General features: G+C 35.5%; 9 protein-coding genes. 7 read left to right on the plus strand and 2 right to left on the minus strand.

The window, feature by feature from the left end; genetic code table 11:
- Positions 1-10: 10 nt before the first annotated feature.
- Together VFM92_RS10920 and VFM92_RS10925 are read left to right on the plus strand one after the other, a co-directional pair.
- Positions 11-409 carry an alkyl hydroperoxide reductase gene (locus tag VFM92_RS10920; protein ID WP_325122257.1) on the plus strand — a complete coding sequence of 133 codons (399 nt, stop codon included), beginning with the start codon at positions 11-13 and terminating at the stop codon, positions 407-409.
- Complete coding sequence (locus tag VFM92_RS10925) at positions 381-782, plus strand: hypothetical protein (protein ID WP_325122258.1); 402 nt, start codon at positions 381-383, stop codon at positions 780-782. Before VFM92_RS10920 ends, VFM92_RS10925 begins: the two co-directional genes overlap by 29 nt.
- Here the strand turns inward: VFM92_RS10925 and VFM92_RS10930 are convergent.
- The gene (locus VFM92_RS10930) at positions 731-1,573 is read right to left on the minus strand and encodes an alpha/beta hydrolase (RefSeq protein ID WP_325122259.1); all 843 of its coding nucleotides are present in this window, start codon (positions 1,571-1,573) and stop codon (positions 731-733) included. The genes VFM92_RS10925 and VFM92_RS10930 overlap by 52 nt on opposite strands.
- Positions 1,574-1,747: 174 nt before the next feature.
- Between VFM92_RS10930 and VFM92_RS10935 the strand changes: the two genes are divergently transcribed.
- The 4 genes from VFM92_RS10935 (at position 1,748) to hrpB (ending at position 8,383) form a co-directional block, all read left to right on the plus strand.
- Positions 1,748-2,170, plus strand: coding sequence for a hypothetical protein (locus VFM92_RS10935; protein WP_325122260.1), 423 nt, complete (start codon positions 1,748-1,750; stop codon positions 2,168-2,170).
- A 33-nt stretch (positions 2,171-2,203) separates the two neighbouring features.
- Positions 2,204-3,553 carry an MATE family efflux transporter gene (locus VFM92_RS10940; RefSeq protein ID WP_325122261.1) on the plus strand — a complete coding sequence of 450 codons (1,350 nt, stop codon included), beginning with the start codon at positions 2,204-2,206 and terminating at the stop codon, positions 3,551-3,553.
- A gap of 123 nt (positions 3,554-3,676) precedes the next feature.
- Positions 3,677-6,154, plus strand: coding sequence for a TonB-dependent receptor domain-containing protein (locus tag VFM92_RS10945; protein WP_325122262.1), 2,478 nt, complete (start codon positions 3,677-3,679; stop codon positions 6,152-6,154).
- Positions 6,155-6,262: 108 nt separating this feature from the next.
- Positions 6,263-8,383, plus strand: a complete 2,121-nt coding sequence (gene hrpB, locus VFM92_RS10950) for an ATP-dependent helicase HrpB (RefSeq protein WP_325122263.1) — start codon at positions 6,263-6,265, stop codon at positions 8,381-8,383.
- A gap of 493 nt (positions 8,384-8,876) precedes the next feature.
- Here hrpB and VFM92_RS10955 read toward each other — a convergent pair whose 3' ends face one another.
- The gene (locus tag VFM92_RS10955) at positions 8,877-9,395 is read right to left on the minus strand and encodes a hypothetical protein (RefSeq protein WP_325122264.1); all 519 of its coding nucleotides are present in this window, start codon (positions 9,393-9,395) and stop codon (positions 8,877-8,879) included.
- A gap of 376 nt (positions 9,396-9,771) precedes the next feature.
- On the opposite strand from VFM92_RS10955, the gene VFM92_RS10960 reads away from it, so the two are divergent.
- On the plus strand, positions 9,772-17,280 hold the full coding sequence (locus VFM92_RS10960) for a PKD domain-containing protein (RefSeq protein ID WP_325122265.1): 7,509 nt from the start codon (positions 9,772-9,774) through the stop codon (positions 17,278-17,280).
- Positions 17,281-17,296 lie beyond the last annotated feature (16 nt).

A 17,296-nucleotide genomic window follows, 5' to 3' on the forward strand; every position in this document is an offset into this window, starting at 1 on the left:
TTCTTCGAATATGAAATTAGTGAATCAACAACTTATATTGCGACTTGCAGCTATCTATAATATTTTGTGGGGCGCCTGGGTCGTTTTATTCCCACAGCACTTTTTTGAATTAGTAGGAATGGAAAAAATTAACCATCCTATGGTTTGGCAAGGAATGGGCATGGTAATAGGCGTTTATGGCTTGGGCTATTGGTGGGCAGCTTACCACCCCATTCGCCATTGGCCCATTGTGATGGTTGGATTTTTAGGGAAAATTTTTGGTCCATTAGGTTTTCTTTTCAACTTTATACAAGGAAACGTCCCATTTGAATTTATTTATACTTTAATTACAAATGATTTCATTTGGTGGATTCCTTTTTTCTTAATTTTAAAAGAGGTTCATGTTAAAACGAATTGGAAGTTATCTTGAAAGTAAGGCCTCAGTAAGATTGATGGCTGGTTTTTATTTTATAGCAGGTCTTAACCATTTTATCAATCCTGAATTCTATATACCCTTAATCCCACCTTACTTCCCCTATCCCGAAAGCATTAATATAATAAGTGGAATCGCAGAATTGGTTTTAGCGATAGGCATTCTATTTCATTCCAGTAGAAAATATGCTTCTTACGGAATAATTATAATGCTATTAGCTTTTATTCCTGCACATACCTATTTCATTCAAATTGGTTCTTGCATAGAAACAGGTTTATGCGTTCCTGAAATAGTTGGTTGGTTGCGATTATTGGTGATTCATCCTGCTTTGCTAGCTTGGGCTTGGAAAGTAGGAAATTCTTCAACCTGATAGTATTTATGCTCATGCGTAAAATATAAAGCAAGCTCATTAAAAATTTCTGGCTGGTCGATATTGCAGATATGACCTGCTCCTTTAATTTCTATAACCAATACATTTTTATGCTTTGCAGCAAATCCTTTCGCAGATTTGGAAAAAATGTAATCTTGCTGACCGGTTAAAGCTAAGGCAGGAAACTTGATATCCTGTTCGTAGAATCTATTTAATAATTTAAAGAATTCGCCATAAAGCCCAACCCACTTCATATATTCTTTTGGGGTTAATTTCTCCGCTTGTTTTCTATAAATTTTTCTGGATTTCTGGTGCCTCTTGTATGGCATTAGCAAATAAGAAAACAGTCCGTACATCCATCTGTAGGGTAAAAATAGGTTGAATACTCTAGCCAATTGTACAAAGGACTTAATCAAGGCATTTGCTTTGAAAATCCCACCTGCAAAAATTGCGCTTGCTACCAAATGAGGATATTTAATACTCAAATCTTGCATGATAACACTTCCAAAACTTAAGGTAATGAAATGAGCTTTGACAATATTATTTTCATCCAATACCTTTTTGATGTCATTAGTAATTAAATCAAAATCGTATTGTTCTGAAGCTGGTGCAATATCTTTGGACAATCCATGGTCTCTTAAATCAATCATTAGTAAGTTATAATGAGGTTTAAAAGCTTCTAATTGATATTTCCAAGTTGCAGTGCTTCCGCCTGCTCCGTGAATGAACACGACCCACTCTTTGGCTGAAATATTTCTGTGAGTGTCAAAATTTAGGGTATTTTTTTGCATATTAGTCAAACATCAACTCACGACTTTTGTTATAAAAATCGCTCCATATTTATGCAAATGATTAAACATAATATAACAATACTATAAAACAGTTTATGTATACTAAAAGATACATAACCTTAGATATCAGAGACTTAACATAAACAAAACACAGTTACACCACTTTTAAATAAAATGCTGCAAAACTTAAAAGAATTATCAGATTTTGGGTTACTCATACTGATTTGGCTCGTCCAACTTATTATTTACCCTTCTTTCACTTACATGGAAAATGCCAATTTAACGGCATGGCATCCAAAATACACCGCTATGATTACGGTGGTTGTGATGCCTCTGATGTTATTTCAGATTGGAAGTACGTTCTATTTAACCTTTACCAGTTTCAATTATATATTATTGATTCAAAGCATTCTCATTATTGTATTATGGGCTTCCACTTTTTTTCAAGCAGTTCCTTTACATAATCAGATTGAAGCAGGAAACGACATTCATACTGCGGCCATAAATTTAGTTCAGGCCAACTGGAAAAGAACCATTATGTGGTCCGTGATAGTTATTTTGAATTTCATCAACGGATACACAACATTACATAATTAATGTAGTTACGTTTATCTGCATTAACTATATTCAATGACCACATCAGACGACTTTGGAAACAAACCTATAAGCCAATTATTGAAGAAACAGGCAATCCCTTCTGCAATTGGCATTCTTACTTTATCAATTTACGGAATAGTAGATACGATATTTGTTGGGAATTTTGTGGGTTCTGTTGGTATTGCAGCTATTACAGTGGTCATCCCCATCACTTTCTTGATTTCCTCCATTGGAATGGGTATTGGGATAGGTGGTGCTTCTATCATTTCAAGATCCTTAGGTTCTGGAAAGCCTGAAAAAGCCAATAAGACTTTCGGTAATCAACTAACCTTAACAATTATTCTGGGTATTTTTTTCAGTTTAAGTTGTTGGATTTTTATTGAACCGATACTAAAAGTTTTTGGAGCCAAAGGCGATATTTTACAACCTACGATCGATTATTTCAGCATTATTTTATTAGGGATTCCAGTTCTGGCATTTGCCATGATGTCAAATAGTATTTTTAGAGCAATTGGCTATCCTAAAGTAGCAATGGTGGTCATGATTGTGCCTGCAATTGTAAACGTCATTTTGGATCCTATTTTTATTGCAGTTCTTGATTGGGGAATTAAAGGGGCTGCCTGGGCTACCACATTTTCGTATTTGTTTAGCGCTGGATATGCAGGCTATTTCTTCTTTAAAGGAAAAACAGGCTTCAAATTAAGCAAATCGGACTTTATCTTGGATTTCAAAATAACTGGTGAAATCTTCTCAATCGGATCGGTTACTTTTGCCAGACAAGGTGTAGTAAGTTTATTATTTTTGGTATTGAATAACTCATTATACAAATATGGAGGTGAAAGCTCCATTGCCGTTTACGGTATCATCAATAGAATGATGATGCTTGTTAACGTACCAGCTATCGGTATCACACAGGGCTCCATGCCAATAATTGGGTATAATTATGGTGCAGAGTTATTTAAAAGAGTCAGTCAAACCTTAAAAAAGGCTATTATTTCAGCTACTTTATTGTCCTCGATTATTTATGCTGATATTCTGATATTCACTCCTCAAATTGTTAGCATATTTACAACCGATCAGGAATTAATCGATCAAACTGTACCTGCACTAAGAATCACCTTTTTAATGACTCCGCTGATTGCTTTTCAATTGATAAGTGCAGCCTATTTTCAGGCGTTAGGAAAAGCATTACCTGCACTTTTACTTACTTTAACTAAACAAGGATTTTTCTTGATACCACTCCTGTTGATTCTACCTAATTTCTATCAGCTTAATGGTATTTGGATGGCCTTCCCTATTGCTGATTTAGCCACTGCAATTGTCTGTATGGGTTATTTATTTTACGATAGCAAAAAAATCATATTAAATCCATCTACAGTTTAATTTTATATAGCCTCCCTTTTATCCTCAAATAGCAAATCGAAAGACAGCAGAATTACCTTCAGTGTATAAAAAATAACATTATCACCTTAATTCTGTCTACCTTTGTAGCAACAAATTGAGAATATGAAATACAGATTATTATTAACATTATTATTTATTAGCAGCCTTTCCTTTGCCCAGCAAAGAGGTAGCTATGGTGGAGCTGCAAGTTCTCAAATTACAGGGAGAATAACGGGAACCATTTATGATGAAAAAACTTCGGAAACAGTTTCTTATGCTACAGTGGTTGTTAAATCCCCACAAACTGGAGAAACCATAAATGGAGTTGTAACAGGTGATGACGGAAGTTTTAAATTAATTGGATTGAAGCTAGGGAAATACACCGTTGAGGTTTCTTTTGTTGGATATCAGAAATTTACTCAACAAGTGGAGCTAACCCCCAAGGAGCCTGACCATAATTTCGAAAAAATTCAACTCTCAGCGGATACGGATCAATTAGATGAAGTTGTAGTTTCCGGTCAAAGGGAAACTATTGAAAATAAAATTGATAGAATCGTTTATAATGCAGAGCAAGACGTTGCCAATATGGGTGGAGATGCCTCTGACGTGTTAAGAAGAGCTCCATTATTGTCTGTAGACCAGGATGGAAATGTATCCTTAAGAGGAAATTCAAATGTACAAATCCTTATAAATGGCAAACCAAGCAGCATGTTTGGTTCAAGTACCGGAGATGCTTTAAAAATGATCCCTTCAGACCAAATTAAAAGTGTGGAAGTCATCACTTCTCCTTCTGCAAAATATGATGGCGAAGGAACTGCAGGTATCATCAATATCATTACGAAGAAACAAACCCCTCAAGGATTTGCTGGAAATGTTGATTTAACGGCTGGTACTCGTATCAATCGTGGAGTGGTAGGCATTAATGCGGGTAAAGGTCGTTTAGGTTTTAACGCCAATGGAAGCTCATTTTATTCATGGCCTCAGTATGCTACTACTGATTTTTATCAGAAAACAGTAGTTAACGGTCAAACCAATATAAGAGAACAAAATGGCCGTAACTTGAGCAATAGATTAGGCTATTTTGGAAATATGGGTGCATTTTATGATTTTAATGCCTTCCATAGTTTATCTACCAGTATCAGATTGAGGGGATTTAACAGTACATCAGAAGGTGAAAACGCTGTATCCACGACTTTAGGTAATGAAGAAAATGCTTACCAGAGATATCAGGATAATAATTCTCAAAACTGGGGTTTTGAGTGGTCATTAGATTATATCATGAAATTCCCAAATCAGGAAGGAAGAGAACTTTCAGCATCCTATAAAATTGATGGTAATATAAGAGACCAACAATTTGAAATCAGGCAAGAGGCTCCTGAAAATTACGAAGTAGCCAGAAACATAAACGATGGTAATAATACAGAAAATACCATTCAAATTGATTATACACACCCATTCGGTGAGAAATTCAAAGTAGAAACTGGATTTAAATCGATTATCAGAGATATTGAAAGTGATTTTCAATATGAAGCACAAGCTCAAGGTTCAAATCAATATGAAATAGTAGATAACAGGACCGATATTTTTTACTATAATCAGGATGTGTATGCGGGTTACTTTTCAACTCAGACCAATATCACTAAAAATCTTGGGGTTATTGCTGGCGTTCGCTACGAATATACAGGACTTCAAGGAAGTTTTGCAGAGGCCACGGAACAAAACTTTGAACCACTTTCTTACGAAAACTGGTTACCAAGCGTAATCGTGAATCAAAAGTTTGGAAAATTCAATTCGGTAAAAGTCTCTTACAATAGAAGGATTCAAAGACCTAGTTTGGGTAATGTAAACCCATATATAGAAATTGGAAACATCAATAACATTAGTTTCGGTAATCCAACCTTAAATCCTGAGCTTTCAGATAATTATGAAGTTGGATTTAGTACGTTTATGAAAGGTACTTCTATTAACGTTTCAGCTTTCTATAATGACATTAGTGAGGTAATTCAATCCGTAATTTTTGAAGACCCGGCTCGAAATGCCACTGTTACTACTTTTGAAAACGTAGGAACGCAGCAGAACCTAGGCTCAAATTTATTTGTATCAACAGAGCTATTCAAAATCTGGACTATTCGCGGTGGGGTTAATGCAAACTACTTTATGGCTGAAGGTGTAATTCAAGGAGAAGATGTAGAAAACAATGCTTGGTTATTTAGCGGAAACATCAATTCTAACCTAAAATTACCAAATGATTGGATGATTGATGCTTTCGGATTTGCCAGACCAAGAAGACAGACCTTGCAAGGGTATAATCCTGCATTCTCTATTTTTGGAATGGGCATTAAAAAGCAATTATGGGATAAAAGAGGGAGCATAGGCTTATCAATTGTAGAACCATTCAAAGAAAGAAAACCATTCGAAACTGAATTAGGCGATATTGAAAGCGACTTCTATCAAAGAAACGTATTTGCGATTCCTTTCCGTTCAATCGGACTTAATTTTAGTTATAAATTTGGTCAGTTAGATTATAAAGCGAGACAAAAAAGAAGCAGGATTTCTAATGATGACCAAAAAGGTGGCGGTGAAGAAGGTCAAAACTTCTAACTCAAATAATTTATAAAATTTATCCAAAGCTTCTTAAGAGAAATCACTCTTGAGAAGCTTTTTTAGTTTAACCCACTAAAAACTATCTTTCTCCATTATCTTTGCTATATGCCAAAAATAGATTTATCGAAAGTTGATTTACCTATCATTAATATTCTTCCAGAAGTTCTTCAAAAGTTCAAAGAAGATCAGAATCTCATCTTAAATGCTGAAGCAGGAGCAGGAAAAAGCACCATCATTCCTTTGGCATTATTGGAACTTTTGAAGGGTGAAAATCAAAAAATCATTATGCTGGAGCCGAGACGATTGGCTGCAAAATCTATTGCCCAGAGAATGTCACAACTATTAGGTGAGAATGTGGGAGAAACAGTTGGATACAGGATAAGATTTGAAACAAGAATTTCTGATAAGACAAGAATTGAGGTCGTAACTGAAGGAATTCTTAATAAAATGATGGATAGCGACCCAGAGCTAAAAGATGTTGCTATTATTATTTTTGATGAATTTCATGAACGCAATATTCATGCGGATGTAGCTTTGGCTTTGGCTCGGTTTACACAACAGAATACCCGTCCTGATTTAAAACTCCTCATCATGTCCGCTACTTTAAACCAGCAATTACTCGCAAAAGCTTTAAATGCGAAAGTAGTAGCTAGTAAAGGCCGACAATATCCTGTTGATATTGTTTATGCTGGAAATCTGGACAATAGACTTATTGCAGAATTAACAACCGAGCAAATTAAAAAATCCTTATACGATGATGAAGGCGATATTTTGGTTTTTCTACCAGGTCAGGGTGATATTTTAGCCATTCAGGATTTACTAAGGAAATCGAAAACCAAAGCTGCTATTTATCCGCTTTTTGGTCAATTGGCTTGGAACAAGCAATGGGCAGCCGTTCAACCGCATCCTGAAGGAAAGCGAAAAATTGTTTTGGCTACTTCAATTGCTGAAACCAGTTTGACAATAGAAGGTATTAAAGTTGTAATTGACACTGGATTGAAAAAGAATTCCGTTTTCGATCCTAATACTGCCTTGAGCAGCTTAAAAACGCAATCCATTTCTAAGGATGAGGCCACACAAAGAGCAGGGAGAGCAGGAAGATTAGCTCCAGGGAAATGCTACAGAATGTGGACGGAAGCAGAGCAAAGTACAAAACCCAGTCATCGTTTGGCTGAAATTTTGTTTGCTGATTTAGCAAATCTCAAATTAGATTTAGCTGCTCGTAAAATTCATGAAAGCAAAAGGCTCTTTTGGCTTACCCCTCCCCCTTTAGACAAATTGATTTATGCAGAAAATCTTTTGCTAGACCTGGAAGCATTGGATGAAAGCAAATCCATAACAGCGATTGGAAAACAAATGCATCAACTCCCCTGCCATCCCCGCTTAGCGCATATGTTGGTGAAAGCTAAAGATGGTATATCGTTAGCCATTGATTTGGCTTCTCTATTGGAAGAAAAAGATCCACTTTACAAAAAAGCTGGAGCTGATATAAGCGAGCGAATTCAAACTTTAAGAACCTTAAGAAAGGAAAATAGACTTGGCAAAAATTTCAATAAAATTGAAAAAATTGCTAACTCTTACCGTTCGCTTTTTAAAATTGAAGAAGATAATAAAGAAGTTGATCCTTATGCCATAGGGTATTTATTAGCCATGGCATATCCGGATAGAATTGCCTCCGCAAAAAGAGGAAATAATGCTCAATTTCAATTATCTAATGGAAGTATAGCCGCAATTGGCCATAAAGATGAGTTAGCAGATGAAAGTTGGCTGACGGTGGCCAATTTAGACGCAAGAAGCGGAATGGGGAAAATATTTCTGGCGGCACCACTAAATCCAAAGGACTTAATGCCTTTAGTAAAAAACCGAAAGAATGTGATTTGGGACTATGAAGAGGATGAATTTATAGTCAGCAATGACTTAAGTATTGGCAATATTACCCTCAAAAGAGAAGAATTAGATGATGAACCAAATGCTAAGGAGAAAAGAAAAGCAATCATAAAAGCCATTCAACTTCATTATGATGATATTCTAAATGCGAATGATGAGTTTGCTAATTATTTAGAAGAAATAAAGGAACATAAAATTGAAACAGAATATTCTGACATAGATTTAGCTTTTATGGGCATCACAGCAGAAAAATGGTTGCCGGAAGGAATAGAAGATCAAGAAGATATCTTTAAAAGTGTTCAGAGGTTGTCACTTAAAGAAATTTTAAAAGATTTATGAAGGCTTGATTTTTATTACAGTTCATCCCTTGGATGGTTTCGACACATACAACATAGGATATCAAATGCTCTGATCAATAAAACACTTTTCATTATATGTGTAATAGTTTTAATATAGCAATATATTAGTTTAGAACGTCATTACTGCGTAACCTGTCCCGTACTTTAGTCGGGAGGCAGGAATCTATTGATTTTAACCAAAGGTTAAAATATAAGAATGGAATTAGGAGTGTAGAAAGTACATATTAAGGAAGGGATTACCAATTGATACTTTATTGAAACTTCGTTTCAATAGGACAAGATTCCTGCCTTCGCAGGAATGACGCACAGAAGACAATTCATCAAATTTAACATATGGTTAAAATAGCAACAAACCGCAAACCGCCAGCCCAGTGAATGTTTCAACCGTCTGACGCATACCCAATCGGTCAACTTTTAGGCTATTGAAAAACTATATAAAATATTAGCTTTTTTAATGTATACAATTACCAACTTTAATTCCCTTCACCATCTTCTTCCTCTTCTTCTTCTTCAGGAGGAAGTGGAAAATGAGTGAAAGATTCTCTTAAGCTATCTTCTTTAAAAAATGTACTGATGCTAAAGCTTTTAGGGTTAATATCATCCAATTGAAAATAGGCGGTATCGGTTCGTTCCCAAACAAAAACAACAGTATCTATTGAAGTTTCACGAGTTTGGGTTGGGGGCACAAACCAAAATCCTTTTAAGGTATCAGTTGAATTTCCACAAGTATCAGCAGGATTTACATACCAAAGAGAATCTTTATCATTATTAGCAGCAGTAAAGCTAAAAATCAATTGTCTTGGATTTTCACATAAATCAAAAGAAACTTGTTCATTAAATAAAAAACGCTCATCTAAACTCCATCTTTTACTATCTTGGTTGGACAACAATCTTTGTACCTCTGCTCTTCTGAAGCCATCAAAACCAGGCTCATCAGGCAAACAAGCACTTAGGAGAATTATAAGTAGTAAAATGTAACCAGTATTTTTCATGCGGCAAATATAGTTTATTTAATATTCGGGATAATAAAAAATCAGCTAGAATTAAAAAGAAACGCTATACCGCTTGCCCTAAATATATTCCGTCTAAAATTTATTAGAAAAGTTAGTGTAATAGATAAATTTTTAAATCAATAATTGAATTATCTGATGAAAAATAAATTATCTTCATGTTCGGTTACTATGTTACAATTGTAAGTTTAAGTTTTACTAGATATTAAAATAGAAGGTTAAACTTAAGAAAAGGAACTTATTTATAATTATTTAAATTTTAGATTATATTTTAACCACTTACCATTCGATAAAATAAATGTATTATTCGATAAACTATAGTATTTTTCACACCAATTAAAATTTGTATGTTTGTATAATGTTTCAGAAGAGTGGCTATATTAATGGAGTACTTTTCACATTTACAATTTACCTATTGTTATTAAATACAACAAAGGTAAATGGACAATGTGGAGCAACTAGTGGAACAGGGACATTTGACCCAATTGAAAATAATTTTTGTGGGGGAGAGAAAGAAGTTTGGGTCGGTAAGAGATTTTCATCTGTAGATGTTCCTGCAGGCAAAGATGTTTATGTACAAGTAGATTGGGGTTATGCAGGGGCTATTGAATATTATAATTCGGTTTTGGATGGAGGAAACTGGGTAATAGATAATATTCCAGCTGAGGCACCAGTAGGTTCACCTGTATTTAGTAATAATAGATATGCATATCACCTTTATCCTGAAGACTTACCTGAATGTGAATTTAATGTAGATGTTTCTATAGTATTTGTTAATGCAGGAGAAGATCCTGAAACACACCCAAGTTCTGAAGTTTGCAATAGTTCTACCAACACATTACCAACTGTTTATTGGGAAAAAGACAATATTTTTCCAGGAGAATTGGGTATAGAAGACGCACCAATCATCCGTGTATGTGAAGGGGAGTCAGTAACTATAAACCCATTAAATAATGTCAGTAATTATAATTGCCCTTTGACCAACAACACTTCAGAAAGGTGGTTCCAGTGGGTTTATAATGTAGATGGTGGAAACCCAATACCGGATGTGGTTATTAATGGAGCAAACGTGAATGCAACATTTAATATCGGTGGAGTAGCTTCAAATCTAAATTTAGAAGAGATAATTCAAAATGATCCAGGACCAAATCTTGCCACTGGTGACATTGACATGGATCCAACTGGGTCAATAACCATTGATGGAACAAACACAGTTGCAGGTCAATATCTTGATATACAACTAAATGCATGGAATGTATGTAATCCTTTTGATGATCCAGATGACCCAAGCACTCCTGCCTTAACTGCTGCTGCTAATGCCGATTTTGCACCCGAAAATTTTACAATAAGAATTTTAATAGTTGATGAGCCTGTCTTAAATCCAATTTCAATAACTGATGATAACGGGGATCCTAAACCTGGCAATCTTTTTTGCCCAGAAGAACCAATTAGAATTACTAATGGGGGCTCTGATTTAGGGCCTGGTCCATGGACGATAAATATATACGATGGGTCTACAACTGGCGATCCGTTAATTGTTAGTTACAATAATCAAAATAGAACACTTGATGATGAAAATACTACTGGGCCTGATGCAGATGACTTAAATTCTCCAGGTGTTAAAACTGTAGAAGTAATAAAAGTAAATAATAGCACCAATATTACTGGCGGTTGTAGTTCAAGTGTAACTGCTCAATATGAAATAATAGGTACACCTATTGCCACTATTGGCTTTGATGATGGAACATTTGGATCACCAAATACAGTAGATAATATTTATGAAATCTGTGCAGAAAGTTTGCCTCTCAATCTGGAGTTAACTGATGAAACCTCAGCAAAAACAGCTAATCTTACTACTGAATGGAATATTGAAAAAATAGCTCCTACAAGCTCTCTTATAGATAATATTGACGATGGGGGTGGTGGGGTAACAGCGTTTACTTATCCTTCCAATCCGCTTGTAATTTCTGATACAGGCCACTACAGAATTGAATTAACTATTTTAGATGGCTCAACCAATTGTACTTCAACGGATCAACTAGATATTTATGTTTATGACAGCCCAGAAGCACAATTTACTGGGACAGGGGTTTGTGAAGGAGAAGTTACAAACTTTGATCCTTCTAGCTCAAATATCCCAACAGTAATTAACGGAGAGGTTATTAATGAATGGCTTTGGGATTTCTCATATGATGGGGTTACATTTAACACAGAATTGGCCAGTAATAATGATAACAATTTTACAAGAAGTCTGGGAGCTGCAGGTGACTATGATGTTGCCCTAATCACTCGCTCTGACAAGGGTTGCTATAGTGACACTACTGTAAATACTATAACTGTTTATGCCAATCCTGATGCTGATCTTCAGGCATTTTACGGACAGGATTATGAAGGTTTTCAAGAAGATGATCCCTATTTAGGTGATCCTATATGCCCTGGGACACTAATTAAATTTTTCAATAATTCGGATGAGTTCAATAACGATGCTTCCGTTGTTGATGTAGACTATTATTTAGAGATAGATAGTTTGACGACAATCATTACTAAAACAATAGGTGATTCAGGCTCTTTTCTAATTCCTGATATATTTGACAACCGAAATGCAACTAATGAAATTTATTCCATAAGATTAGTGGCTACTGCAAATCCTACCGATGGAAACACTGATAATAATTGTCTCATTAAATCAGCTCCTCTTTTAGTCGATGTTTTACCTGGAAGTGCATCTGGCTTTGATATTTTTGAAAGTTTTTCTCCTGATGTAACATACAATCCACCTTATTGTTCTCCTCAGCAATTCTTTTTCAGAATTGATAACACCACAAACAACAGATTAAATGCTAATGACTCTGTAGTTTGGACGGCCAAAAATGGAAATATCGTTTTGGGAGGAGATACAATTTTACATACCAGTGGGAACAGAGAAGACTATGATTTTAATTTTAATTTTGAAAATGATTATCCAAATGTAGGTCCAATAAATTTTACTGTTGAACTTCAACCATATGCTCAGGGAGTCTGTATTAGTAGTTCAGAAAGAACAGTAACAGTACGACCTAAACCAACCTCCGACTTCCTACCTATTGACACAGTCGTAACTTGCGATTCAGTTACTTATTATTTTGAAGCAGAGCAACCAGGATTATTAACTTATGATTGGCAAGTTCAAACAGTAGGCGATACACTCTCCACTCAAAACGATGGGGCGGAGTTCTGGGTGAGTTATGCTCGACCAGATATTGGAGACCCGCAAGTAAATGTGGAAGTAAGATTAGAAACCACCAACCCATTTGGATGTCAAAGTGATCTATCTGATCCATTTAATGATATTATACTACCTAAAGAAAATATTAACATAGTTTTAGACACTGTTGGAAATGAATTCTGTGCTCCTTCAGTTTATGGTTTTGTGAATAATACCAACCCAGCTGATGTACCAGCAGGAACTGAATGGGAATTGATAATCAAAAATTTGGATAATATTAATGATTCCACTGTAATTGACGGAAATACAGTAACTGGAAATACTGATTTTACGGCTTCTGCTCCAGGTGATATTTTTGAATATGAATTCACGGATTCTGCTAATTATGAAATAAGATTGAATGCTTTATTGCCAAGTACTTGTGATGTAGCATCTGATCCTCCAATTAGTCTCACTATTAGGGAAACTCCAGAAGTAAATTTTACTACAAATATTTCAGAGGGTTGTGCGCCATTGCAAGTTACCATCATCAATGAATCTAGTGCTTTGCCATCTGGCAGGAATTTCGATTTATCTTGGGAGGTTCGATTGCCAAATGATGATTTAGTTTTTAATGGTGGACCGACAGTAAAAGGTTCATCCAATCCAGCAGGATTTAATAATTTAACACTTCCTCCATTACCAAATACATCAGCTCCATACATAGATTACAAAATTATCTTAATTGGTGAATCTTTTGCGGGTTGTAGAGATGATTCTACCGTAGTAGTGAGGGTTTTTCAAGAACCTGACATTGATTTTGATATCACCTCTCCTAACCCAGCTTGTCAAGAAGATTATGATTTTAATTTTGAAATCTCAACTAATGAAGTTCCTCCAGGCACTGAATATACCTGGAATTGGGGCGATGGAAGCAGTCTTACTACCGACCAAGATACTACAGTAAATCATGAATTCAGCAATAGAGCTAGTTTCTTTGGTGATGATAGTTATACCGTAACGCTAACCGCAGAAACACCAAATAATTGCTCAGTAAGTGTTTCAAAAGTAGTGAATCTACACCCTAGGTTACAAGCACAGTTTAATGCAAATCCTGAGGAAGGTTGTGATCCTTTAAATGTGACTTTTACTAGTTCTTCATTAGGTACTTCTATTAGTGGCGGTCACGAATATTTTAAAAGATTGCAAGGGGCGACTACTTGGGATCCAATTGATGGTACTATCTCGAATAGTGGTACAGCAACAGAATTATTTGAAAACAATACCATAAATACAGAGATTTGGGAGATTTTATATGTAGTACAAGGTGAAGGAGGATGTAGAGATACGGCAGATATAAAAGAAATCACGGTATTCCCATCCCCTGATTTTGAGGTAGATGTGATCGATAGTCCTTTATGCCAAATAGATGAAAATGGAGATTATGAGTTTGAATTTGAGCTCAATAATGTAGATGTTCCTACTGACACTGAATTTACTTGGAATTGGGGTGATGGATCAACTCCATTAACCACTACCTCAGATGCTAATCAAACTCATATTTTCACCAATAGATTAAGCTATTTCGGAACAGACAATTATACCGTAACAGTAACAGCAGAGACTACAGATGGTTGTATTTTAAATGAAACGGTGAACATTCAACTTAACCCTCTTATAGAAGCCTTATTTTTCCAAAATATGGATGAAGGTTGTTCCCCATTAGAAGTAAATTTTACTAGTACTTCAAGAGGAACCGGTTTAACAGGAAATTATGTATATCAAAGAAGAATTCAAGGTTCTGCAACTTGGAATACAATTTCAGGTGGTGAAACTAATGGCTCTACTTCTGATGTTTTTGAAAATACTACTGGAAGTGATATTATTTATGAAGTAAGACATATTGTAAGTTCAGGAGTTGGTAATTGTTCTGATACTTCAGAGATTCAAGAATTGACCATTTATCCTGAATTTTCAACTCCTAACTTAACTGGACCTTCTGAAGTATGTAGTTTTCAACAAGAAGTTGTTTATAGCATTCCACATAGTATGGGATCCACTTATAATTGGCAATTGCCACTCGGGGCATTTATCAGTAGTCAAAATGCAAATGGAAATCAGGTTAAAATTAATTTCAGTTCATTTTCTGGAGATGTACAAGTGACTGAAATAAATGATAATGGTTGTTTCGGTGATCCAAGTATTTTAGCAGTTACAGTCCTTTCGGGACCTTCTGTTAGTCTAAGTTTAAATGGTCCAAACACTATTTGCCCTGGAGTTGAGACTAGCTTAATATTTGATTTAAGTGGAGAAGGCAGCCAAGGATTTGATGTAATCTATAGTGATGGTGTAGAAAATGATACTTTGGAAAATATTAATGATGGACATATTGAAACCATCACTCCTACTCAATCGCGTAATTACTTTGTATTGGATGTGATAGATAGAGAATATCCAAATTGTAATGCTGCAAGTGTAAGTGGAAATGCTTTTGTAAATGTAAATTTTGCACCAACAGCAAGCATATCAGGTGATGCTACAATCTGTGAAGACGGGACCACTAATTTATTTATCAATTTAACTGGTGCTGGCCCATGGGATTTGACTTATACAGATCAAAATTCAAATTTTATAATAGAGAATATTAGTTCCCCGGTTTATCAATTGGAAGTAAGCCCAGAGGTAGCTACTACCTATGAACTAGTTTCCGTAACAGACAGCAACATGCCTGTTTGTAGCGGTACTGTTGAGGGTTCCGTTACGGTAAGCATCAATCCAAAACCAACTGCTAATATTATTGGAAATTTTGATAATATCTGTGCAAATGAAAGTGTAGAATTGGGAATAGAATTAACAGGCTATGCACCTTGGACTATCCGTTATACTGATGGGAATAATACTTTTACCATTCCAAACATAACTCCACCAGCTGGTCATGATCCTGAAAATGACACCTATGTGCATAATTTTGATGTTTTCCCTAATACAGGAACTACTAACTATACTTTAGTTGATGTAAGAGATTCAAATACTCCAAATTGTACGGGAGATATTTCCGGAACAGCTGTTGTGACTGCTTATGATCGACCGCAAGTTGAAATTGAAGGAGATAATACTGTTTGTCTAGGAGAAAGCAGTAACATCACATTTAATTTTACAGGTGATGGTCCATTTGATGTTTTGATGACTGCTAATCAGGATACTTTAGAATATAATAATCTTCAAAATGGGCAATCGATTACTTTAACTCCAGAAGCTTCAACTGTTTATAGAGTTATTGAATTAATAGACAATAGAGGGTGCTTAGGAAATAGCTTGGGAGGACCAGTTAGTATTAATGTAAATAATTTACCTACTTCTGAAATCTCAGGAAATGATGTGACTTGTAATGGGGAAGTAACAGAATTGATTTTTGATCAATCAGGTGTAGGACCTTGGACAATTACCTATACAGATGGGAATCAAAATTTTTCTTTCACAACCTCATTTAACAGACATTTTGAACCTGTATTCCCTACCACCACCACTACTTATACATTAGTTTCAGTGGTAGATAGTAATTCACCTAATAGTTGTACTGGCACAGTAAGCGGTAGTGCATTAAAAGAAGTTTATCCTGAATTGGAAGCTAGTTTTGAAGCGTCACCAGAAGAAATGATTCTGCCTGAAAGTACAGTTACTATTACAAATAATACGACTAACAAAAATGAATGGGAATATGAATGGACTTTTGGAGATGCCACTACTTCCACAGAAGTAGATCCAGCACCTCATGAGTATGGCACTTTCGGGACTTTTGTTATCAGAATGACTGCAACTAATGGTCAGTGTACTGATACCTATCAAACTTCTGTAACCATTGGTGCAATCCCTCCTATTATAGATTTTGATGCCGATCCAAAAGAGGGATGTTTACCATTAGTTGTGGAATTTGAAAACCTTACACAATTTGCAGACCCTGCTACTTATAGATGGGAGTTTGGTGACGGACAAAGAGTTTCGGCAGTAGAAAACCCGACACATGTTTATCGAAACCCAGGAACTTACACCGTGACTTTATCAGCCACCAATATAACGGGGCAAAGAACTGAAGTTATTAAGGAAGACCTGATCATCGTAAATGAAACACCTACTGCTTCATTTACCATACCTGAGGAATATCAACAGGTATTTACTACCGAGGAAGTCCGATTTGTCAACTTAAGCGAAGGTGCCGATGAATATATTTGGAAGTTTGGTGATGGAAATGAATCATTCGATGAAGAACCAATTCATGCTTATGCCGATAGCGGAATTTATAATATTACGCTAATTGCCATAAATACAGAAACTGGATGTTCTGATTCAATTAGCCTGAGTTCTCAGGTAAAAGTTGTTTTGGGAGGAGAATCGAAAGTTCCAAATGCATTTACTCCGAGCAGAGCTGGCCCAGGAACAGGAAGTTCAAATCCAGTTCAAAATGATTTTTTCCTTCCGCAGGTCGAAGGTGTCTCAGAATTTAATATGAAGATTTACAACAGATGGGGAGAATTACTTTTTGAATCTACTGATAAGAATGTAGGTTGGGATGGCTACTATAATGGTGTGTTAATGCCGAAAGGTGTATACGTATATCGCCTCGAACTAGTTTTTGAAAATGGAAGAAGAGATACTAAGATTGGAGATATAACTTTAATTAGATGATAAATTTTGTTCAAAT

Origin of the sequence: Marivirga sp. (assembly GCF_035704835.1) — a bacterium.
In the GTDB taxonomy this organism is placed as follows: Bacteria; Bacteroidota; Bacteroidia; order Cytophagales; family Cyclobacteriaceae; genus Marivirga.